Source organism: Ralstonia sp. A12 (assembly GCF_000801955.1).
In the GTDB taxonomy this organism is placed as follows: Bacteria; Pseudomonadota; Gammaproteobacteria; order Burkholderiales; family Burkholderiaceae; genus Ralstonia.
The window spans coordinates 41,412-64,102 of sequence record NZ_JSZO01000030.1 but is presented as its reverse complement, the minus strand read 5'-3'; the positions used below and the strand labels follow the sequence as shown (position 1 = coordinate 64,102).

16 protein-coding genes are annotated in these 22,691 nt (G+C 63.4%); 4 read left to right on the top strand and 12 right to left on the bottom strand.

Annotation, left to right across the window (positions count from 1 at the left end):
• The 3 genes from PI87_RS29710 to PI87_RS23850 form a co-directional block, all read right to left on the bottom strand.
• The coding region (locus tag PI87_RS29710) for a hypothetical protein (protein WP_232314075.1) at positions 1-287 on the bottom strand (287 nt) is incomplete at its 3' end.
• Between the two features lie 96 nt (positions 288-383).
• Positions 384-860, bottom strand: coding sequence for a hypothetical protein (locus PI87_RS23855; protein WP_039600204.1), 477 nt, complete (start codon positions 858-860; stop codon positions 384-386).
• Positions 861-957: 97 nt separating this feature from the next.
• Positions 958-1,902 carry a LysR family transcriptional regulator gene (locus PI87_RS23850; RefSeq protein ID WP_039600203.1) on the bottom strand — a complete coding sequence of 315 codons (945 nt, stop codon included), beginning with the start codon at positions 1,900-1,902 and terminating at the stop codon, positions 958-960.
• 319 nt (positions 1,903-2,221) lie between these two features.
• Between PI87_RS23850 and PI87_RS23845 the strand changes: the two genes are divergently transcribed.
• The 4 genes from PI87_RS23845 to PI87_RS23830 all read left to right on the top strand — a co-directional run bounded on the left by PI87_RS23845 (position 2,222) and on the right by PI87_RS23830 (position 9,546).
• A complete protein-coding gene (locus PI87_RS23845; RefSeq protein ID WP_039600202.1) occupies positions 2,222-3,319 on the top strand; it encodes an alpha/beta hydrolase in 1,098 nt (365 codons plus the stop codon).
• Between the two features lie 121 nt (positions 3,320-3,440).
• Positions 3,441-4,760, top strand: a complete 1,320-nt coding sequence (locus PI87_RS23840) for an efflux RND transporter periplasmic adaptor subunit (RefSeq protein WP_039600201.1) — start codon at positions 3,441-3,443, stop codon at positions 4,758-4,760.
• A gap of 39 nt (positions 4,761-4,799) precedes the next feature.
• Positions 4,800-8,006, top strand: coding sequence for an efflux RND transporter permease subunit (locus PI87_RS23835; protein WP_039600200.1), 3,207 nt, complete (start codon positions 4,800-4,802; stop codon positions 8,004-8,006).
• Positions 8,007-8,019: 13 nt separating this feature from the next.
• Positions 8,020-9,546, top strand: coding sequence for an efflux transporter outer membrane subunit (locus tag PI87_RS23830; RefSeq protein ID WP_052321715.1), 1,527 nt, complete (start codon positions 8,020-8,022; stop codon positions 9,544-9,546).
• A gap of 72 nt (positions 9,547-9,618) precedes the next feature.
• Here PI87_RS23830 and PI87_RS23825 read toward each other — a convergent pair whose 3' ends face one another.
• The 9 genes from PI87_RS23825 to PI87_RS23785 all read right to left on the bottom strand — a co-directional run bounded on the left by PI87_RS23825 (position 9,619) and on the right by PI87_RS23785 (position 22,684).
• Positions 9,619-10,044, bottom strand: a complete 426-nt coding sequence (locus PI87_RS23825) for a tetratricopeptide repeat protein (protein WP_198139617.1) — start codon at positions 10,042-10,044, stop codon at positions 9,619-9,621.
• The gene (locus PI87_RS23820; RefSeq protein ID WP_039600198.1) at positions 10,041-10,838 is read right to left on the bottom strand and encodes a hypothetical protein; all 798 of its coding nucleotides are present in this window, start codon (positions 10,836-10,838) and stop codon (positions 10,041-10,043) included. The genes PI87_RS23825 and PI87_RS23820 overlap by 4 nt, the downstream gene beginning before the upstream one ends.
• Positions 10,839-10,850: 12 nt before the next feature.
• Entirely contained in the window at positions 10,851-15,293 is a 4,443-nt protein-coding gene (locus PI87_RS23815; RefSeq protein ID WP_052321714.1) for a DUF6531 domain-containing protein, read from the bottom strand.
• Positions 15,294-15,306: 13 nt separating this feature from the next.
• Positions 15,307-15,729, bottom strand: a complete 423-nt coding sequence (locus PI87_RS23810; protein WP_039600197.1) for a DcrB-related protein — start codon at positions 15,727-15,729, stop codon at positions 15,307-15,309.
• A gap of 4 nt (positions 15,730-15,733) precedes the next feature.
• The gene (locus PI87_RS23805) at positions 15,734-18,016 is read right to left on the bottom strand and encodes a type VI secretion system Vgr family protein (protein WP_039600196.1); all 2,283 of its coding nucleotides are present in this window, start codon (positions 18,014-18,016) and stop codon (positions 15,734-15,736) included.
• Between the two features lie 380 nt (positions 18,017-18,396).
• Complete coding sequence (locus tag PI87_RS23800; RefSeq protein ID WP_198139616.1) at positions 18,397-19,329, bottom strand: hypothetical protein; 933 nt, start codon at positions 19,327-19,329, stop codon at positions 18,397-18,399.
• Positions 19,322-20,800, bottom strand: coding sequence for a D-alanine--poly(phosphoribitol) ligase (locus PI87_RS23795; RefSeq protein ID WP_052321713.1), 1,479 nt, complete (start codon positions 20,798-20,800; stop codon positions 19,322-19,324). The genes PI87_RS23800 and PI87_RS23795 overlap by 8 nt, the downstream gene beginning before the upstream one ends.
• Before the next feature lie 9 nt (positions 20,801-20,809).
• Entirely contained in the window at positions 20,810-21,046 is a 237-nt protein-coding gene (locus PI87_RS23790) for an acyl carrier protein (protein WP_039600214.1), read from the bottom strand.
• Between the two features lie 24 nt (positions 21,047-21,070).
• Positions 21,071-22,684, bottom strand: coding sequence for an MBOAT family O-acyltransferase (locus PI87_RS23785; RefSeq protein WP_039600195.1), 1,614 nt, complete (start codon positions 22,682-22,684; stop codon positions 21,071-21,073).
• Between the last annotated feature and the right edge of the window lie 7 nt (positions 22,685-22,691).

Sequence of the window (22,691 nt, the reverse complement as noted above, 5' to 3'; positions counted from 1 at the left end):
CTCGGCGTTTGAGTCTTTGAACTCGATGCTCCGAGCTTTTTTCTCGGCGTTTGAGTCTTTGAACTCGATGCTCCGAGCTTTCTTGCTCGGCACTGGAGTCTTTTAGCTCCGCACTCCGAGCTTTTTTGCTCGGCATCTGGCTCTTTGAGCTCGACACTCCGAGCTTTTTGCTCGGCGCTTGAGTCTTTGAGCTCGGCGCTCCGAGCTTTTTCACTCGCATCTGGCTCTTTGAACTCGACACTCCGGGCTTTTTGCTCCGCATTTGAGTCTCTAGGCTCGGCGCCCATGCCTGCGCGCTCAGGCTATCCGCCCCGCCCCCCCCAAAAAAAAGCGTGACCTGTTCAGTCACGCCACAACAAGGGAGGAGAAATCAGAGAAGCGATTTATGCGCGCGAGGTAGCACCACCGTTCGGGTAACTCGCGTCACCATTCCAGGCCACGTAACCGTAGGTGTCTGCTTGACGATCGGCACCTTGGCTGTATGGGTCAAAGCGATCGTTCTTCCATGCCACGTAGCCGTACGTATCGGCCTGGCGGTCAGCGCCCTGGCTATACGGGTCGAAGCGATCACCCGCGCGGGACAGATAACCGTAGGTGTCTGCCTGGCGGTCAGCGCCCTGGCTGTACGGGTCGAAGCGGTCACCGGCGCGGGACAGATAGCCGTAGGTGTCTGCCTGACGATCTGCGCCTTGGGTGTATGGGTCGAAGCGGCCAGCCTGCGTGGCGGCCGGTGCGTTGAAGTTGGGTTGCTCCGCAGCAGCAGCCGGTTGGGCCGACAGCAGGGTTGCGGAAGCCGACAGCGTAGCCACCAGGGCCAGTGCAGCGCGGCGGGAGAAGAGGGAGGAGAGACGGGAGTTCATGATCGTTTCCTTGTTCGGTTGCGCTCGTTGTTGCGCTTGGAACCCAGAATAGATCGTTGCTCCCGACTGATAAATGCGACTTCCGGAAAAAGACTGTTCAGGCGGCGCTAACAATCTGCAAGCGCGGATTTTCCTTGAGCTGCAGGCACGGATGGTCAGCAAACAGCGTCGCCACCCAGTCCACAAACACGCGCACCTTGGGCGACAGATGACGGTTATGCGGATAAATGACCGACACCGGCACCGACTCCGAGATGTAGTCCGGCAGCACCTCCACCAGCGCACCCGACATCAGGTGCTCGTACACCAGGAAGCGTGCCGTCTGCATCAGGCCCAAGCCGTGCAACCCGCATGCCACGGCGGATTCCGCATCGTTGACCGACACCATGCCGCGCACCTTATGGATCTGCTTCTGGCCGTCGATCACGAAATCCCAATCCATGCGGCGGCCGTTGCGCGGCGAGAAGTAGTTCACCGCCGTGTGATCCTGCAGATCCTCCAGCGTCGTGGGCGTGCCGTGCCGCGCCAGGTACTCCGGAGATGCACAGTTCACCATCGACAGCTGACCGATGCGGCGCGCCACCAGGCTGGAATCCTGCAGCTCGCCCACGCGCACGGCGCAATCCACGCCTTCCTGCACGAGGTCGACGGTGCGATCGCTCATGCCAATCTCAAGCTGAAGATCGGGGTACGCGTCGTGAAAATCACGGATACGCGGCACCAGCAACCGTTTGCCAATCGAGCCGGGCACGTCGATGCGTAACGTGCCGCGCGCGCCCGATGCGCTTTGCGAGAACGCGGCTTCGGTCTCTTCCAAATCACCAAGCAGCCGTACGCAGCGCTCGTAATAGGCCGCACCGTCAGCAGTGACATTCACACGGCGCGTGGTCCGGTGCAGCAGGCGCACGCCCAGGTGCGCCTCAAGGCTTTGCACCAGGTTCGTCACCGTGGCACGAGGTAACTGAAGGCTGTCGGCAGCCTTGGTGAAACTGCTGGCTTCCACAACGCGCGTGAAAACCTGCATGGCCTGCAATCGATCCATCTGCGGCTCCTGAGGGTCGGACCCCACGGACGGCGCGCACTGCCGGAATCCAAACGGCAATGCGCAACGAGCGTGGGATCTGAGGGGTGCACCCGCTTGGCGCGATCAGGAAACGGCATCTGCGGATTCAAGAGATTTTCGCAGTGCAACAAGACCGGCCTCGAGCAATGACACTTTGTAGCACAAACGACAATTTTGATTGTTCGGCTGTGACTAATAGTGATGTCCGATTATAGGCATTTATCCGCGATCGTCTAATCACCATCATTCAGCCCATCGACATCCGGGTTATCCGCAAAGGTAAGCCCCGCCTGACATCATGGGTTCTTCTCCACCGCGTCTGGTTGTTTCGGATCGCTCGCTCGCCACCTCATCGGCTTCGGCCGATGTTCGCGCGGAGCGATCGTACTCCGCCAAAGGCGCCACAAACGTTGCGCCGAATCACCATTTGCGCAGCGCAACATCTGCGTTGCCTGAGCAAATACTCTGCGCCGGAAAACCGGTTGAAGCGGATGCCCTGCCGCGTGAGGTGCGGGCCGAAGACTATTGGACCCAGGGCTACGCCAACCGCATCCGCCTGCGCGTATTCCACCCTGAAATGCACGCTGACGAGGCTGCGCCGCTGCGCCAGCCAGCGGTGCTGTATCTGCATGGCGGCGGTTTCGTGAACGGCACGATTGACGATGCGGACGCGCCTGCGCGCCATCTGGCGGCAACACTGCCCGCCGTGGTGGTGACGGTCGGCTACTCGCTGGCACCGGCGGCGCCCTTCCCTGCTGCGCCAGAAGATGTGTACGCCGCGCTGTGCTGCATGGCCGAGCATGCGACCGCCTGGGGCATCGACCGGCGCCGCATGGCCGTGGCCGGTCACGATGCGGGCGGCAACCTGTCGGCCGCGTTGACGATGATCGCGCGTGACCGCGGCGGCCCCAACCTGCGTGCGCAGGTGCTGATCGCGCCCATGCTCGACCCGACTATGGCCCGCGTGCGCCCCGACCACCTGGCCAACGCAGACAACTCGGCCGAAGTTTGCGCCGATTGCTATCGCCAATACCTGCCTCGCCCAACCGAGCGCGTGCACCCGTATGCCGCGCCGGTGGAGTCGCGCCGGCTGCAAGGCTTGCCGCCCGCCTTACTGCTGACCGCCCCGCAAGACCTGCTGCGTACCGAAGCCGAGCGCTACGCCACCGCGCTCATTGAAGCGGGCGTGGTCACGCAGGTGGTGCGCGTGAACGAGGCGTGCCATGACTCGATTGCCCTGAGTGCAGTCGCGCAAGACGAGATGACGTGTTTCCTGCGCTGGCACCTTGGCATGACGCGCCAGGCTGCAGCACCGAAAGCACGACCGAAGCGCCGTGCACGTGCGGACCGCAAGGACCACACGCCCCCTGACCCAACCGGCGAAACGCCTGGCTGAACCCATACAACAACAAACGGAGTGCGAGGCCGCGCGCGTGTTTCTACGCTGCGGCCGAATTGCCTTCCCGAGCCTTTCAGAGTCACTTCTCTTTGCTTACCCAACGAAATCGAGAGACATCATGAGCCTGTCCAAACGCACCATCGCCATTTCGGTCGCAGCAGTGCTTGGCGCTGCCGCCGTAGGCACCTACGGTCTTGTTTCCAGTGCCGGCGCCTCACAACAGCCAGCCGCACCTGCCGCCACGCCGGTGGATGTGGCCCCCGTCGTCGCACGCAACGTGGCGGAGTGGGACGAGTTTTCCGGCCGCATTGAAGCCGTGGAGCGCGTCGAAGTCCGCCCGCTGGTGAGCGGTACCGTCACGGCGGTCCACTTCAAGGACGGCAGCATCGTCAAGAAGGGCGACCCGCTGTTCACCATCGACCCACGCCCCTACGCCGCTGAAGTCGCCCGCACGCAGGCCGCACTGACCGCCGCCAAATCGCGCGTGGCCTACACCACGTCGGAACTGGACCGTGCGCAAAAGCTGGTGGCCGACAACGCCATCGCCCGCCGCGAGTTCGAAGAGAAGGAAAACGCCGCACGCGAAGCGCAAGCCAACCAGTTGGGCGCTGCCGCTGCACTGGATGCCGCAAAGCTGAACCTGGAATACACGCACATCGTGGCGCCGGTTTCAGGTCGTGTGTCCCGCGCGGAAATCACCGTGGGCAACGTGGTCGCCACCGGCGGTGCTGCGCCGGTGCTGACGACGCTGGTGTCGGTGTCGCCGATGTACGTGGCGTTCGATGCCGACGAGCAGAGCTACCTGCGCTACTCGGCCAAGGCCGCCCAGGGCACCAAGACGCCGGTCTACATCGGCCTGGCCAATGAAGACGGCTACACGCGCGAAGGCGCCATTCAGTCCGTCGACAACCGGCTGGATGTGCGCTCGGGCACGATCCGCGTGCGCGCCACGCTGGACAACGCCGACGGCCGCCTCACGCCGGGCCTCTATGCCCGCGTGCGAATGAGCACCGGCGCACCACACGACGCCATCCTCATCAGCGACAAGGCCATCGGTACGGACCAGGACAAGAAGTTCGTCCTGGTGGTGGATGCCGCCAACAAGACCAGCTACCGCGCGGTCACGGTGGGGGCATCCATCGACGGCCTGCGCGTGGTGAAGTCGGGCCTGAAGGCGGGTGACCGCATCGTCGTCAACGGCATCCAGCGCGTACGCCCGGGCGACGCCGTAGCACCCAACGCCGTGACCATGGATAGCCTGGTCACCAAGCGCGTGGTGCTGCCGGGTGCCCGACCGGAAACCCCAGCAGAGGCGCCCACCGCCCCTGCTGAAGCCAAAGCCGACACCACCACTGCGCCTGCCGCTAAGGCTGAAACCAAGCCTGCGAGCGCCAAGACCGCAGCCAACGCACAACGTCTTCCGGCCGATCGCGCCTGAACGTAACGCGCTGCGTTTGAACCTCATTGCTGACACGCCATGAACTTCTCTAAATTTTTCGTGGACCGCCCGATCTTTGCGGGCGTGCTCTCCACGCTGATCCTGCTGATCGGGATCATCTCGATCTGGCGATTGCCGATCTCGGAGTACCCCGAGGTCGTTCCGCCTTCGGTGGTGGTGCGCGCACAGTTTCCGGGCGCCAACCCTAAGGTGATTGCCGAGACCGTCGCCTCGCCGCTCGAAGAACAGATCAACGGCGTCGAGAACATGCTGTACATGCAGTCGCAAGCCAACAGCGACGGCAACATGACCACGACGGTCACCTTCAAGCTGGGCACCGACCCGGATAAGGCACAGCAGCTCGTGCAAAACCGCGTCTCGCAAGCGCTGCCGCGCCTGCCCGACGTGGTGCAACGCCTGGGCGTGACGACCATCAAGAGCAGCCCCGACCTGACGATGGTGGTGCACTTGCTGTCACCCAACGACCGCTACGACATGACGTACCTGCGCAACTACGCAGTGCTCAACGTCAAGGATCGCCTTGCGCGTATCGGTGGCGTGGGCCAGGTGCAGTTGTTCGGCTCGGGTGACTACTCGATGCGCGTGTGGCTCGACCCGAACAAGGTGGCCGAGCGTGGCCTGACCGCCAATGAAGTCGTGCGTGCCATCCGTGACCAGAACGTGCAGGTGGCCGCTGGTGTGATCGGCGGTTCGCCGTCGGTGCCGGGCACGGACCTGCAACTGTCCGTCAACGCGCAAGGCCGCCTGAAGACCGAGCAGGAATTCGGCGACATCATCCTCAAGAGCTCGCCCAACGGTGCAGTGACGTATCTGCGTGACGTGGCCCGTATCGAGCTGGCCGCATCGGAGTACGGTCTGCGCTCGCTGCTGGACAACAAGCAGGCGGTGGCCATTCCAATCTTCCAGGCGCCAGGTTCCAACGCGCTGCAGATTTCGGATGACGTGCGCAAGACGATGGAGGAGCTGAAGCAGGACTTTCCCGAAGGCGTCGACTACCGCATCGTTTATGACCCGACGCAGTTCGTCCGATCGAGTATCGAAGCCGTCACGCACACGCTGCTGGAAGCGGTGGCGCTTGTGGTGCTCGTGGTGATCCTGTTCCTGCAGACGTGGCGTGCGTCGATCATTCCGCTGCTGGCGGTGCCGGTGTCCATCATCGGTACGTTCGGTCTGATGCTGATGTTCGGCTTCTCGATCAACGCGCTGTCGCTGTTTGGCTTGGTGTTGGCGATCGGGATTGTGGTGGACGATGCCATCGTGGTGGTGGAAAACGTCGAGCGGAACATCGCCGAGGGGTTATCGCCACGCGAGGCCACGTACAAGGCCATGCGCGAGGTGAGCGGCCCGATCATCGCCATTGCCCTGACGCTGATTGCCGTGTTCGTGCCGCTGGCCTTCATGACGGGCCTGACCGGTCAGTTCTACAAGCAGTTCGCGCTGACGATCTCGATCTCGACCGTGATCTCGGCGTTCAACTCGCTCACGCTGTCGCCGGCGCTCGCCGCCCTGCTGCTCAAGAGCCATGACGCGCCGAAGGATTGGCTGGCGCGTGCGATGGACAAGAGCCTGGGCTGGATCTTCCGCCCGTTCAACCGCGCGTTTGGTGCCGCATCGGAATCGTATGGCCGCAGCACGTCACGCGTGATCGGACGCAAGGCTGTGATGCTCGGCATCTACCTCGCACTGATCGGCCTGACTGCGCTGCTGTTCAACCGCGTGCCGGGCGGCTTCGTGCCGATGCAGGACAAGCAGTACCTGGTGAGCTTCGCGCAACTGCCGGATGGCGCCTCGCTGGACCGCACGGAAGACGTGATCCGCCGCATGTCGGACATCGCCCTGAAACACCCCGGCGTGGAAAGCGCCGTGGCCTTCCCGGGCCTGTCGATCAACGGCTTCACCAACAGCCCGAGCGCCGGCATTGTGTTCGTCACGCTCAAGCCGTTTGACCAGCGCAAGAGCGCCGACCTGTCGGGCGGTGCGATCGCAGGCCAGTTGAACAAGCAATACGGCGCCATCAAGGATGCGTTCATTGCAGTGTTCCCGCCGCCGCCGGTGCAGGGTCTCGGCACGGTGGGTGGCTTCAAGCTGCAACTGGAAGACCGGGGTTCGGTCGGCTACGAACAGCTCTTTGCCGCCACACAAGCTTTCATGGCCAAGGCACGCCAGACGCCAGAGCTGGGCCCGTCGTTCTCGAGCTACCAGATCAACGTGCCGCAGTTGAATGCCGACCTGGACCGCGTGAAGGCCAAGCAGCTTGGCGTGCCGGTCACGGATGTGTTCGACACCATGCAGGTGTACCTGGGCTCGCTGTACGTGAACGACTTCAACCGCTTCGGCCGCACGTATCAGGTGAAGGTGCAGGCAGACGCACCGTTCCGCGCCCATGCAGAAGACATCCTGCAGTTGAAGACGCGTAACCAGGCGGGTGACATGGTGCCGCTGTCGTCGCTGCTGCGTGTGTCGCAAGGCTTCGGCCCCGACATGGTGGTGCGCTACAACGGCTACACCGCTGCTGACATCAACGGTGGTCCGGCGCCGGGCTTCTCGTCAGGCCAGGCACAGGCGGCTGTGGAACGCATTGCGCATGAAACGCTGCCCAAAGGCGTGCGCTTCGAGTGGACGGATCTGACGTATCAACAGATCCTGGCTGGTAACTCGGCGGTGTGGATCTTCCCGATCTGCGTGCTGCTGGTGTTCCTGGTGCTGGCTGCGCAGTACGAAAGCTTGACGCTGCCGCTGGCCGTGATCCTGATCGTGCCGATGAGCCTGTTTGCCGCCATGCTGGGCGTGTACCTCTCGCATGGAGACAACAACATCTTCACGCAGATCGGCTTGGTGGTGCTGGTGGGGCTGGCGTGTAAGAACGCCATCCTGATCGTGGAGTTTGCGCGGGAGCTTGAGCTGCAAGGACGCTCCATCGTGGAAGCCGCCATCGAGGCCTGCCGCCTGCGTCTGCGCCCGATCCTGATGACGTCGATCGCTTTCATCATGGGCGTGGTGCCCCTGGTGGTGTCGACCGGTGCCGGCGCGGAAATGCGTCATGCCATGGGCGTGGCCGTGTTCGCGGGGATGCTGGGTGTGACGCTGTTCGGCCTGTTCCTCACGCCGGTGTTCTACGTGCTGCTGCGTACGCTGGCCACCCGCCTCGGCCAGCGCGCGGAAGATGCACCCGATCGTGATCTGGACCTGGATGGCGCACTGCCTGTGCCGTCGGCTCAACACTAATCAAGACATCGCTATGAACGCGTTTAAACAACACATGGGTTCGGCCGCGCGGCCGGGCCGCTGGACTCCGCTGGCGCTGGCTGCCGCGCTGTTCCTCGCGGCCTGCTCGCTGGCGCCAACCTACGAGAAGCCGGATGTCGGCACGCCCAACGCCTTCAAGGAGGCTACGCAACCTGCAGACGCACCTCTGGCTGCCGGTGAACAAGGCAAATGGAAGACCGCTGAGCCTTCCCTGCCCGCTGACGGCGCGTGGTGGAAGATCTTCAACGATCCGACACTCGACAAGCTCGAAGCACAGGCCGGGGAAGCCAGCCCAACGCTGGCCGCCGCAGCCGCGCGTGTGAACCAGGCGCGCGCCTTCGTGCAAGCCAACCGTGCATCGCTGTTCCCGGAACTGGATGCGGGCTTCGGCCCGACGCGCCAGCGAGCTTCGGCCGCATCGGCGGGCTTGCCGGTAGGCGCGCCTGTACAGCCGCAGACGTATTGGCGTGCACAGGCCACGGTGGCGTATGAGGTCGACCTATTCGGCCGTGTGCGCAACAACATCGACGCCGCCGGTGCTGATGCCGAGCGTGTCGAAGCGCTGTACCGCGCCGCCCGCCTCTCGCTGCAAGCCGATGTGGCGCAGACGTACTTCAGCCTGCGCACACTCGATGCGGAAGAGGCATTGCTCGCCCGCACCCTGATCGGCCGCGAAGAGGCGCTCAAGCTCGTGCAACGCCGCTTCAACACCGGTGACATTGGTGAACTGGACGTCGCCCGCGCCGATGCTGAACTGGCGACCGCACGTTCCGACCGCATTGGCGTGCAACGCCGTCGCGCGGTTCTGGAACACGCGCTGGCAACCCTGCTGGGCAAGGCACCTGCCGATTTCACGATGGGCGCCGACCCGCTGCAAGCCGCTGATGTGCGCGTGCCAGCAGGCCTGCCCTCGGCCCTGCTGGAGCGCCGCCCCGACGTGGCCGCTGCGGAGCGCTCGATGGCTGCAGCCAACGCACGTATCGGCGTGGCGCGCGCGGCGTTCTTCCCGCAGTTGCAGCTCACGGGCGGTTTCGGCTATGAGTCGCACGACATTGGCGACCTGCTCAAATGGGGCAGCCGTACGTGGATTCTCGGGCCGCTGGTAGGTACCGCGTTGTCGCTGCCGATCTTTGACGGTGGCGCCCGCAGTGCCGGCGTGAAGCAGGCACGTGCAGCGTACGAAGAGAACGTCGCCAACTACCGCGAAAGCGTGCTTGTCGCCTTCCGTGAGGTGGAGGACAACCTGTCGGACCTGCGCTTGCTGGCGGATCAATCCAAGGCGCAGGGCGATGCCGTGCGCGCTTCCACGCGTGCCGCGCAGCTCTCGCGCACGCGATACAACGCAGGGTCAGTCAACTATCTGGATGTGATTGATGCGGAGCGCAACATGCTGTCTGCTGAGCGCATCGGCGTCCAACTTGCCGGCAGCCGCGTGAATGCGACAGTGGGGCTGATCAAGGCGCTGGGCGGTGGCTGGGGGGACTTGCCGCCGGCTCAAGCGACGGTGGCACAACAGTAAGGATTCGTTTCCTCTCTCTCTGGAAAGCGAGATTCTGCGCGGCTTCGGCCGCGCTTTTTTTTTCTGAACGTCTCAGAGCTTGATCTTCGTTTCCAGAAATTCCAGGTACTTCGAGTCGTCTTCCAGAAAGATGTCCAACCCACCGCCCATATAGGCGCGGGTCAGTTCATCTGCCGCCTTGTCGAAGTTGCCCTGCTCGTAATAGAGCTGGCCGAGACGGAGGTGGATGTATGGGTTACCCAACCCCTTCGGACACAGCACGGCGTTGTAGAAGCACTTGAACGCCTTGTCGAAGTTGCTCGTGCGGAAGTGGACATCGCCAATGGCGACGTAGATCCACGTGGCGGCTTCCCAGTCGAGTGGGTTGTCGGGCAGCAGGCGCAGTGCGGCGATGTAGTGCTGCTTGCCGGCAGCAAGATCGCCCTGCTCCACCAGACGATCACCCTCGTTACACAACGCTGCGATTTGCGCGTAGGTGGCGTCTGGGAGTTCCATCATGGCAAGGCTCTGCGTGCTTTCTGAGGCGCGGGTGGCTTCCAGGCCAGCAGAATGCCGGCCTCTCCGCAACTGCGGTTCACGCTATCGATGTTGCTCCCCTCGACTTGCCACAACCACAGTCCGGCTCCGGCACTTGTCAGCGCCCCACGATCCGGCGCGTTTGCGATCCACGCCTTGAGCGAGGTGCCCTGGATCTGGATATCCAAGTGTGAGTCATTCAGGACATTGCACGGATAGACCATCCTCAGGATGTCTTTTCGATAACGTGCCGGCCCCTTGAACCGACCAGGTGCATCGCGCTTGAACACGGTCGGGTCTTCAAAATCGAACAGGCGCGCCAGGTTTTCGCCCTCGGCGTAGTAGAAGGCATCCGCAACCTTCTTGGCCTGATACAGCATTCCGTACGAACAGGCGATCTGCGGTACCTCGTCGTTCAAGTACTGCACAAGCTTCGTGTAGACATCATCAAGGTCGGCCGTACACTGCGCATCCATGTGATGAAAGCCGCCGAACTCGTCGGTCATATAGCCGAACGACGCGAGCCATGGCTGGGCACCCGGCTTTTCTGCGTACAGTCTGAAGGCCTTCATCTCTCCGGAGGACAAGCCGGCTCTCAACTCCGGCAGAGGAACCTCCTTCAGCTCGACATCCTGTTCCCCGTTGACGGTGACGTATCGGTAGTAGGCAGCGTTTGCAACCCGCTCACCAATGGCATCGAAAAATGCTTCACCAATTCTGCATGCCTCGATCGGGCTGATGCTGCCCGTGTCGTAGATCGCCAAACCTGCGGCCATAGTTCAGTTCACCTAGATGATCGAAATCAGTTGGTCCAACGCGCTCTTGATGGTCGGGGCATCGTACGGATGGTCGAGCACGATGATTTCACCCTGTTTGGCTGGCGGCAGGTTATTCATGGCAGCCTGATTGCGCGTCGTCAGCGATGGCAGCTTGGCGCCCATGTCCGTCTTGGAAGCCAGCTCGATCGCGTGAACCTTGCCGTTCACGTCGACGGCCATAATATCAGGGCGTCTGATCGACACCCCCTTGCCATTGGCAAAGTTGTAGGAGCGGTTCAAATAGACATCCGTGAACTTGCCACTCATCGCCAGCTTGTTGGCAATCAACTCCGATAGCTGATCGTGGCCAGGGGTCCCATCCTTCTGCCCGGTGCCATGGATCTTCGTACCGTTGACCTCGCGCACCGGACATTTAGCCAGTCCGAACGGATCAACCCAGGCATTGGGCGTTTCAACATATCCATGCGTGCGTAAGCCGCCTTCCAGGCCCAAGGGATCGGGGCTGAGATACTGTCCGGCGTCCGGATCATAGTAGCGATGCAGGTTGTAGCTCAGGCCACTCTCTTCATCGCCCCATTGGCCGGGGAAGCGCAGCGTGGAATCGATTCCCGCATCATTGGCCGCCTGCCTTGCGGGAAGCAAGCTGCCCCACAGCGTGTACGCTGCCCGCCAAACCGTTCGGCCTGATGCATCGAAAATCGCTTTCGGCAATCCAACCTGATCCGTTGTGATCGGATACATGCCCGCATCTGTTTCCTGCGCGAGTGGCACGGATTCCGGCGTGATGTGCCACGTGACGACCTGCCCTGTCGTGCCGTCGCGCCTGTGTGTCCAGCGCTCGGCAAGGGTGTATCCGTCCCAAAGGAATTGGATCGCCTCGCCGCTGCCGGTATCGATCTTCTCGACACGACGGTTGAATGCGTCATAGCGATACACCCAAACGCGGCTCTCGGGTGTCTGTACCTTCACCAGCCGGTTCAATCCATCCCACGTGTAGCGCCATGTCTTGGGCCTGAAGCCCGGGCGCTCAACAGTTTTCTCGATCGCCCTGCCCCGCGCGTCATAGCGATAGGACGCGTGCCCCACGCGTTGCTGCAGCCCCCCTGGGAGGTAGTGATGTCTATCCACTGGGCCTTGCCTGCCATGGGCAGCGATGTTCTGGGCTGCGTCGTACGCATAGTGTTCCGCACCCTGGCAGACGCTGGTCAAGGCCGTAACCTGCCCGCGCAAATCATACGAATAGGCCAGGCTGCCACCTTCTGTGTCGGCATGCGTGAGTTGGCCCGCCGCATCGTAGCGGTAGCCCTGGCGGACAAGCTGCTCGAGTGCGTGAAGCGGGTCACTCGGCATTGCCTCGAATGCTGAGCGCGGGCCAGCGGTCTGGCGCAGGATTCTGCCAACGGGGTCGTACTGCCGTTGCGAGACGAAATCTCCAACCTGCCGCCCCACCTCTCGCCCGTGCGCATCACGTTGGATGTTGAGCGCGCCCACGCGCGTCAGCGCACCCAGCGCGTCGTACTCGTAGTGCGTGGCACGGTGCGGCGTCTTGCGCTCACTGCGCAGGCCCCCTGCGTCGTACACATGTGCCAGCAACTGTCCGGCCTGATCCTCCTCGATGACGCGGCCATGGGTGTCGTAGCGAAACCGTGTGATGTGTGTCGTATCGGATCGTACGGCTGCAACGCTCAGGCGCCCCCCGCGATCGTAACGATAGATCAGCCTCACGTCGCCGGCGTTCAATGCCACCAGGCGATTTTCCGCGTCGTACCGGTATCGCCAGGTACTCCCATCCGGGAGTGTCTTTGTCAGCAGTCGGCCGACCGCATCACGTGCATAGCGGGTGGTGCGCCCGCCCCAGTCGCTCTCGGCAATCAGTCGACCTGCGGCGTCATAGCGGTACTCCCATGTCTCGCCCAGCGCGTTGATGACTCTGGTCGGCCGCGTTGCATGGTCGTACTCGAAGCGGGTGGTGCGACCCATGGCATCGGTGATGGCGAACAACAGGTCGAATGGCCCGTAGTCGTAGCGCGTCACCCGACCCAGTGGATCCTTCTGCTCGACCGGCAATCCCTCACGGTTGTAGGCAATGTCGTAGGCGGCGTTGTCTGCGAGCGTAATGCGCGTGATGCCGCCACGAGGATTGCGCTCCCCGGCGGTGTGGTCGTAGCGTGTTGTGTTGCCTTCAGCATCGGTCTGCTCCAGCAGCCGGCCGAGCACATCAAACCGCGTCCCGAGCTTCGCCCCCGTCGGCAGGCGCATCTCCATCGGCAGGCGCTGGGCGTCGTAGTGGAGTCGTGTCTCGTGCTCGCCTTCCACCACGCGGAGAAGCTCGCCGTACTCACCGTAGCGATAGCGCTTGAGCGTTCCGTCAGGATCGGTGCGGGAAATCAGCCGATGCTGTTGGTCGTACTCGAGCACCAAACGAGCGCCGCCCGGCTCAACAATGGTGGCCAGCCGTCGGTGGGTGTCGTACTTGAATTGTGTCGTCGCACCCGTTGGCGTACGAACGGCAGTGAGCTTGCCCAGCGCATCGTGGATGAACTCAGTGCGCCGCCCCAGCGCGTCAACCTGCGCCGTCATACGTCCAAGCTGCCACTCCCGTTGCGTGACATGTCCGAGCGGGTCCACTTCGCGTGTGACCAGGCCTTCAGCGTTGTGCTCGTAGACCCATTCGCCATCCGCATCAAACATGCGCGTCAGGCCCGCCTCGTAGACGAAGCGTCCGGTGTGATAGCCCTGCTGCGTTCCGGTCTCAACAACCTGGCCGGCATTGTCGTAGCGGTAGCGCACCTCGGTCTGATCGGCGTCGCGCCAGCTCGTCATCCAGCCATGCGCGTCGTAGGTGTAGTGAAACTGGCCGTGCTGGAAGCTCGATACCCCCGTAAGCATTCCGTTGTCATAGGTGTAGTCGACCAAACGGCGCGTCTCGCCAGAAACCTCATGCAGCGTGATGCTGGACACGGTGCGCGCAGCGCCGCGATAGTCCAACATCAGCGCGTAGCCGATCGTATGCCGCAGCATGACCAGGCGGCCGTGCGCGTCGTAGTCAAAGGCGATGGCGTTGCCGTTCCAGTCTTCGATGCGCTCGATGCGGGAGACGCCACCATCCACCAGCGGCGCGAACACCATGATCTGCCGTGTCTCGTCATCAAGGATGCGCGGTGCGGCTCGCGTACCCTCCAGCCGATACCGGGGCTCGCGCAGGTTGATGCCATTGAGCTCGGCATCCGGCGCTTCGAAGGTGATGGTGAGGCCGCCTCCATCAAAGAAGCGTACGAGTCGGTCTTCATCCAGGCGCAGGCACCGTGACCAACTGACCGACCATTTCGGCCCCAGCAAGGCGTCATCATCAGAGCGAGTGCGATAGCGGCGCGCAAGCGCAAGCGGCAATACGCCGGGAATGGAGAGGTCTGTACGCATCTCCACCATCTCCCCTGTTGCAACGTCGATGGGATCGTTGCACTTGGTCGCGGTCTCCTCCTTGACGCCATCACGCTCCGCCGATTTGTTCGGCTCGCCCGGCGCCTTGCCTCCAATCATGCCGCCCAGCTTGGCGCCAAGCAGCCCGCCCACCAGCCCGGCGACAAATTCCTCACCCGCCGTCAGCTCCGGATTCTTGGGGCCGAACTGCCCGGTGGTCTTGTCGATCAGGATGCTCTTGCGGCCGGAGTTCACCTTGCCGCTGCAATGGCTCGAATGGCCGATGCGCACGATCGGCAGTTGATTGACCGTGATGGTCAAGCTGCCTTCTACCAGGGGCTCTGGGCCGGGGTGTTTGTCGCAGGCAATGATGTCGGTCACACGCGCGGCAGCTTTGCCCTCGAACGTGACATTGCCCGAGCCCGACGCGATCTTGCCGCAGTTGGTGCCCATGCTCTGGCTGGCCGATGCCAACGCGCTGCCGATGCTCAGGCCGCCCGCCATGCAAGCCCCCACCAGCACCGCGCCCGCCAGACCACCGGTGGCCACAGTGGCAGCAACCATCGCGCCGATGGCCACACCAATGGCAAGCCCCGCCACCATGCCCCAGAAGCCCGACGAGTGCGCAATGTCATCGCCCACGCAGGCGGGGTGCGGATCGCCCCGGCCGATGGTCAGGCCGAGCTTGTCGCCAAGCCATTCAGCGCCTTCGGCCATGGCGCCGGTCACGCCGATCTTGCCGAGTATCCACGCACCGCCCAGCGCAACGACAGCGGGCACAGCGGCCAGCGCAGCGGCACCGGCGGCGGCGGCACCCGTTGCACCTGCCGCCGTGGCAGCCGTGCCGGCCGCGTAGGCACCGTAGCCAACGTCGGCGCCCAACATGCCGTAGTTGGCACCGTCCACCCACTTCATCTGCGACTGCTTCTTCGCCTCACCGTCTTCCAGGTGCTGGATCGCGGCGATGCGCTCCTCGGCGGTACCGCTCGGGCCGGTGGGTGACGTTGGCGTGCTCGGATCTTGATCGGCCATGACAGCGCTGCGCTCAGGCCGGCGCGTTCAAGCGCAGGCTCTGCACGACGCCTTCTACCAGCGCCTTCTGGCTCGGGCTCAGCACGCCGGGCGCGGTGAAGGTGAGCATCAGCACCTGCTTGCCGTTTTCCACCATCGTGAGCAGTTGCTGTAGCGGCCGGCCGTTGTTCGACCACTTGTATTCGTGCGCATACGCCGCGCGGCCGGACACCGTGGTCTCGTTGCTGGCCACGGCCTCGTAGTCCGGCACCTGCTTGGCGAGCTTCTGCAGCTCGCTGGTGGCGTACTCGGCAAACTGCATGCCCCACGGCAAACGTTCACGCGTCACGACAAAACTCACACCCTCGGTGCCGGTTGCGGCAGAGACGAACACGTTCATCGACTTGTCGATCCAGTCGGGCGGGAGCGACAGGGAACCTTCCTGCATCTGATACATGGTGTCAGCCGTTATCTGGGTTGATATGGGTGTTGGAGGCCTGGATCTTGATCTCGGCTGCGTCGAGCCGGATGGTGGACGAGCCCTTGTGCAGTTCAATCGCATCGGCCGTCATGTGGATCGACGTGCCACCCGCGCCGCCCACCTTGATCCACAGCTCCTTGGCTTCGATCGTGTGCACGCCTGCGGGTGACTTCTGCGTCGTATTGCCTTGGGTCACGGTGTGGGCCTGGTCCCCCACAGACACCGTCGTCTCGTAGTTGCCCTTGGCAACGGTGAGCTTCTTGTCGCCCTTGCCGACGGTCGTTTCCATGTTGCCGGTATCGACCTGCGTCTTGTGGTCACCCTGTGTCACCAGTGTGGTGTGGTTGCCCTTGACGGCTTCACTCATGTTGCCGGTGGACACCTCCGTTGCATGGTCCCCCGTCGACACCAGGATCGTCCGGTCGCCCTTGATCACGTGCGTGCTCTGCGCATCCTGCACGACGGTGTTCATGTCCTTCTGTGCGTGCATGAAGACTTCCTGCGCGCCGTTCACGTCAGAGAAGCGCAGCTCATTCGAGCCACCGCCCTTGTGCGTCTGACTGCGGATGCCCATGGTCTGGCCGCTGTCGCCGTGGTAGGGGTTGGCGGCCTCGCCGTTGAAGACGCGCCCAACGATCACGGGGTTGTCCGGGTCGCCCTCGTTGAAGGCAACAATCACCTCTTGCCCAATACGCGGGATGGCCGCGCCGCCCCAGCCCGCCCCTGCCCACGGCTGCGAAACGCGCACCCAGATCGAGTCGGAACCATCCTGCTTGCCACGCCTGTCCCAGTAGAAATGCAGTTTGACGCGGCTGCCGTCGGTATGGATTTCTTCGCCCTTGGGGCCCACCACCACTGCTGCCTGCGTGCCGTACATGTAGGGCTTGGGCGTGCGGCGCTCGGGTCGGAACGGCACCTCCACCGGCAGGCAGGTAAAGCTGTTGCGATACGGCAGCTCGGTGCCCTGGCGCGTGTAGTCATTCACCGCGTGGTGCCGCACATGCAGGAGCACGAAGGGCTTGTCGTCATAGGCGGATACCGGGTGATTGGTCAGCCGAAAGCGTCCGCCCGTAGTCATCGCCTGCACGAACCCTGTGCCCTTGAAGCGGTGCGCCAGCGCTTCTTCTGCCTCCATCGCCTGGCGTGCATAGCGGCGGCCGTCGTCACCGTGGTCGTAGAGCGAATGGTATTCGTAGCGCTCGGTGCCGCCGATGTTGGGGTTCTTCAGCGTGGTCGGCACCTCCACGTGCATCAACGGCGACGATGGCGTGTCGTAGTTGAAATCCCGATACGTGATCTTGCCCACGCGAAAGTTGAACGCCTCGTCCCAACGGTCGATGCCGTTGCGCTCGCTGGCGGCGCTCGCGCCGTAGTACGGAATTGAATCGACCGGCTCGATCGGCTTGAACGTATCGTTGGTGTCGCCAATCACGAGGACGTGTTTGTCTTTCTCGTAACGGTGCGTCCAGAGCATGCCCTCCTGCTCCATCAGGCGGGCGCAAAAGTTGTAGTAGGACTCGCGGTACATGACGATGTACTCAAGCCGCGTCTGTTCCGACTTCAGATGGAATTCGAAGTCATGAAAGCCAAGTTCGACAAAGATCTCCGAGAGGATCTCTTCAGCGGTCTTGTTCTGGAAGATGCGGCAATCCGTCGAGCGCGTGAGGAACCAGAACCACGGCACCACCGTCATCTCGTAGCGCGTGACAGCGCCCGGGTGCCCCACCCGCCCGAACGACGCAACGTAGCCCTGGAAGTAGCGCTGGCCGATCTCCGGCCCGCCCGCCAACTGGCCGAACAGGCCCCCGGCCGACTTCGGCTCCAGCGACACCGACACCTGCTGCCCGACGATCTTGTCGATCTCGATATCGCTCTGGTGCGAGAGCAGATCGAGATGGATCTCCGGCAGGCGATTGACGTATTCGTCCACCACCAGCGCGTTGACCAGCAGCACGTCGTGCCCGAGCGGCGACTCCATGCGCACGAAACGGCTGTCCTGCGTCAGCCGCGCCTTGGCACCCGACATGCCGTTGATGGCATCGGCAATGGACGCAGGCGTGCGCCCGAGCAACGACATGCCCGTCTGCGCGAGTTGCGCCGCACGCGCGGCACCGCCGATCAGGCCTGCGCCCGGCACGTTGCCAAGCATGCCCGCGGCATCCGTCAGCAGGCTGGTACCCGCCTGCAACCCGCTGCCGGACAGTGTCGACAGAAAAGAATTTCCGGACGGCGCATTGCCGTTTCCGGTTGTTGTGAAACTCATGGGCCCGCTCCCATCGTCCTATGCGATTTGCACCGGCCGGGCCAACTACGCAGTCAACAGAAACACCCGTTGTCTTCGGCCGGAATCCCCCCGGCGCATCCAATCGATACGTTGTCGATTGGCGATGGATCGCATGCTAGTGGATGCATGCGTTTGGCAGATGAGCGTTCCGTTACTTGGAGCCTGAAACTTTTTGAATTCTGGCTTAACGCGTTTTAATCACAACGCGCGACGTCGCTACGAAAGCACTTGAGCGCTTCCGCATCGCCCCAACATGAACGTTTGATAAAAAACGCGGCGTCTTCAAAGCGCCGCGCCATGGGTCTGATCGAGATTCGCAAACGCCATCCGCGCCTGAATGGCCGCTCGGCTCTGCGTGCCTACGAATCCTGCCCGCTCCCGATCTTTGCGGGAGGCTGCGGCGCCTCCAGCGCCAATCCCGGCGTATTCCGCAGCGGGTGCTTGAGCAGTCCATCCACGAGCGTTGGCGACACGTAGTGCGGCCCGTCGAACAGATAAACCTTGAAGCCCTGGTAGCGCGCCAGTTGCGGCGCCAGCTCAAAAGCAGTGGCGGGGCGGAATCCGCCGCGGCGCTTGGGACGAAACGCCTCCGCAATCACGCGTACGCGCTCGGTGCCAAAGCGCCCGGCCAGCGCATCAGCATAGGCCCGCGCTGTAGCCGGATCGCGCTTGAATGCGCCGCAACCGTCCTGCCAGAACACGCCCACGTCGGCGGGCAGCCAGCGTGCAACCCAATCGGCGAAGCCCTTGGCGCCAAGTTCACTGTGGTCGTACACGCTGATCCACAGCGGCCGCGGCAACCGGTCCAGCGCGCGCTTGAGCCGTGCCATGTCCTTCCACGTGGGATCGACTTCGACCGGGAAGTACCAGCCCTCAACGTTGACGGGGGGGCGCACCGACACCAGGTGCCGTGAGCGCTCGGCAAGCTCTTCAACGTGGGCGCGCGCCCAGGTTTCATCAAATGCACCGGCCAACCCGACGATGACGTTGCGCGCCCAGGGCTCGGCAGCAATGCGCGACCAGTCCGGGGCATGCGCCACCGCCGACGGCCGGGCGCCCGACACGAAGGTCGCGTCGTCCACGGCTGTCCATTGCACCAGCAGGTTGCTGACACCGAGCCTGTCCCACGTCCCCTTCGGATTCTTGTGCAGGGCATCTGGTTGCCAGACGACGCCCTCTGCCAGCGGCTCACCGGCAAACTCCTGCGCAACCGCCCCGCCCGTCAACGTACCGGACAGCGCCAGGGCCACGACCAGCGCGGCACATCGCCAGGAAGGACGGCGTTCAGGCATTGTGCTTGCCCTCGGTTTGGCGGATCGGGTTGAGTTGCATGTCACGGTAATCCTGCGCCAGCTTGGCGCGATCGATCTTGAAGTTGACCGACACCGGCAACGTTTGCCGCGGAATCAACTCCGACGGGATCATATACGGCGGCAGCGCCTCACCCAGCGATGCCTTCCAGTCTTGCGGCAAGAACGGCGACTGCGCATCGCCTGACGCGGGCTGCACAAAACCGACAATGCGCGCCACCGACCCATCGGGCCGCCGCAATGGCACCGCTGCGGCACTCTGCACGCCGGGCAGCTTGCCCAGCGCGGCGTCGATCTCCAACAGCTCGATACGGTAGCCGCCCACCTTGACCTGGTCGTCCATCCGGCCATGGCAGAACAGGCGGCCATGCTCGTCCACCGCGCCCAGGTCGCCGGTGCGAAATCCGCGCGTGCCGTTGTGCGAGAACATGCGCGTGGCATTGAGGTCTTCGCGGTTCAGATAGCCCCGCATCACATGCGGGCCGGCAATGCACAGTTCACCGTCTTGCACGAAGACTTCGCTGCCGCGCTTGGGGTAGCCGATGGGCAGCTTGTCTGTACCGGCAAGCATGGCATCGTCCACCACGATCCACGTGGTGGCAACCGTGGCCTCGGTGGGGCCGTAGGTGTTGATGATGCGCGCGTTCGGAAAACGCTGTCGCAAGTGACGTGCCAGCGTCACGGGGAGCACCTCGCCGCAGAACAGGAAGGTGTCGAGCGTGGGCAACCCCTTTCCCGAGAAATCCGGTTGCAGCAATTGCTGCTGGGCAAATGACGGGGTCGAAACCCACGTCGTCACGCCGTGCGCGGCCAGCATCTTCAGGAAAGCATCGCCCTGGGTAATGGCCTCGCGGGAGGCCAGCACCACGCCGCCGCCCAGCGCGAGCGTGGCCATTACCTCGTACATCGACAAGTCGAAGCTGAACGGCGCCTGATTCAGGAACACCGGCGCCGTGCCCAACCCAAAGTCGTGCGCCATCCAGTCGACCAGGGTGTGCACGCTCTCGCGGCCAATCTGTACGCCTTTGGGCTCGCCCGTGGTGCCCGAGGTGAACAGCACGTAGGCCAGCCCTTTTTCTTGCAACGGTTGCGGACTGCTGCCATGCGGCAGGGGCTCGAAGGTTGCGGTGCGCGCGTCGTAGTAGGCGTGCGCGCTCAATGTGCGCGCAATGCGGTCCATGCGCTCGTCGGGGTAGATCGTGTCGAGCGGCACGAAGGGCGCGCCCAGCATCAGCGCACCGGCAATGGCCACGAAGAACGCCGCCTCCTTGTGCCCGCGGATGATGACCGGCACGTCAGCAGCAAAGCCCGCGGCGCGTGCCTGCTCACACCAGGCAGCCGCTTCTACCGCCAGCGCTTGCCAGGTGAGCGTGCGATCGGCGCCGATCACCGCATCGTGGTCGGGCCGCAGCCCGGTATCGACAAAGGTACCCGTATGAAGATCGAACCGCATGGCCCTCTCCTATCTGGTGGATTGGATATACGCTGCCAGTGCATTGACCGAGGCCAGATGCTCGGCAATTTCCGTGGGTGGCACGCGCGCGCCAAACTGCACTTCGACCGCCATCACGATCTCGACCGCCAGGACGGAATCGACCAGGCCCGATTCGATGAGCGGCGTGCCGGGTTCGACCGTGCGCATGACAACGCTCTCGACGAGCGCTTTCACATCGGCCTGCAGGGTTTCGGTTTGAGTCATGGTCATGGTTGCGATTAAGCGCGGTCAGAATTGGAAATAGAGAAAGCGCACTTCGCCGTGCAACTGCGCCATGCAAAACAGCAGCAGGCCGACGATGACAACGCTCCAGCGCAGCGAAGGCCGCCACGCAAAACGTGAAGCCGCAGCGTTGGCAGGACGCTCCAGCGCCGGTGAAAATTGGCCCATCCATTGATGCACGTTGGGCAGGCACCAGACGATGGCCAGCATCACCACGATCTGCAGCGCCAGCATTGAGCGGCCCAGCACGATGCGCAGCCACTCCAGGCCGGTCATGCCGGCTTCGCCCCAGGCGGGCCAACCCAGTGGCTCGATGCCGCGCAGGCCAACCATGCCGCCCAGCATCTGCAGCGCGTCATGCACACCGTGCGCGCGAAAGAAGACGAACGCGACCAGCGCAGCAACGAACGTCAGCAGCACATTGCCTGCATGGCGCAGCGGCGTGGGCGGTGCAGGCTGTGCCGGCGCACCGGCTGGCGCGCGTGCTGCCTGCCACGCACGCCAACCGTGGTTGACGCTCAGGAAGGCCGCATGCAGCAGGCCGTAGATGAGGTACTGCAGCCCTGCCCCATGCCAGACACCGGCCAGACCCATGGTGTAGAAGGTCGGGACGGCCACGGTTGCCGCAAAGCCGTCCACCGAGCGCTGCGCCAGCCGCCCCGTCGACTTGCCGCTGCTCATGCGTGCGCGGTTGATGCGCATCGCCATCGGGTAGTAGAGGTAGCTGGTCAGGTAGCGCGTGAGCGTCATATGCCAGCGCTGCCAGAACTCGATGATGCTGCCGGCCTTGAATGGCGAATTGAAGTTGAGCGGGAAGCGCACCCCGAACATCTTCGCCAGCCCCATCGCCATGTCGGAGTACCCCGAGAAGTCGAAGTAGAGCTGCATGGCATACGCCAGACAGGTGCCCCAGGCTGCCAGCATCTGCAGCTCGTGCGGTGCAGCAAAGCCATGATCGGCGTACGGCGCAATCGCGTCGGCCAGCAGCAGTTTCTTGGCCAGCCCGCAGGTGAACATGGTCAGGCCGATGGACAGGTTCTCCGCGCGCAGCCGGTACGTCTCGGGGCGCGCGAACTGCGTCATCATTTCCTTGTGGTGCAGGATGGGGCCCGCAATCAGGTGCGGGAAGAACGTGACGAACTGGATGAAGCCCAGCGGATCACGCTCCTTGACGATGCCCGCGTTGCAGTCGAGCAGATAGCCGATCTGCGTGAAAGTGAAGAACGACACGCCCAGCGGCAGCGCCACGTCCTCCATCGCCACGGCAACCCAGCCGGCCGGCATGATGTCGGCCGCGTTCACCACCAGGCCAAGCAGTGCGGCCAGGTATTTGTAGCGCACCAGCACCGCCAGATCGACAACGATGGCGAAGGCCAGCCACGCGCGGTGCGCACGCGACCCCGCCGGGTTGCTGAGGATCAGCCAGCTCATCGCAAAGTTGAACGCGATCGACAACGTGAGCAACAGCACGAACGACGGGTTCCACCACCCGTAGAACAGGAACGACGCAACGCACAGCCAGACCGACGCCGCACGCGGCGAGCGCGCACCCAGCAGGTAATAGCCGGCAATCGAAACCGGCAGGAACAGCGTCAGGAAAATGAACGAGTTGAATAGCATCTCGGCC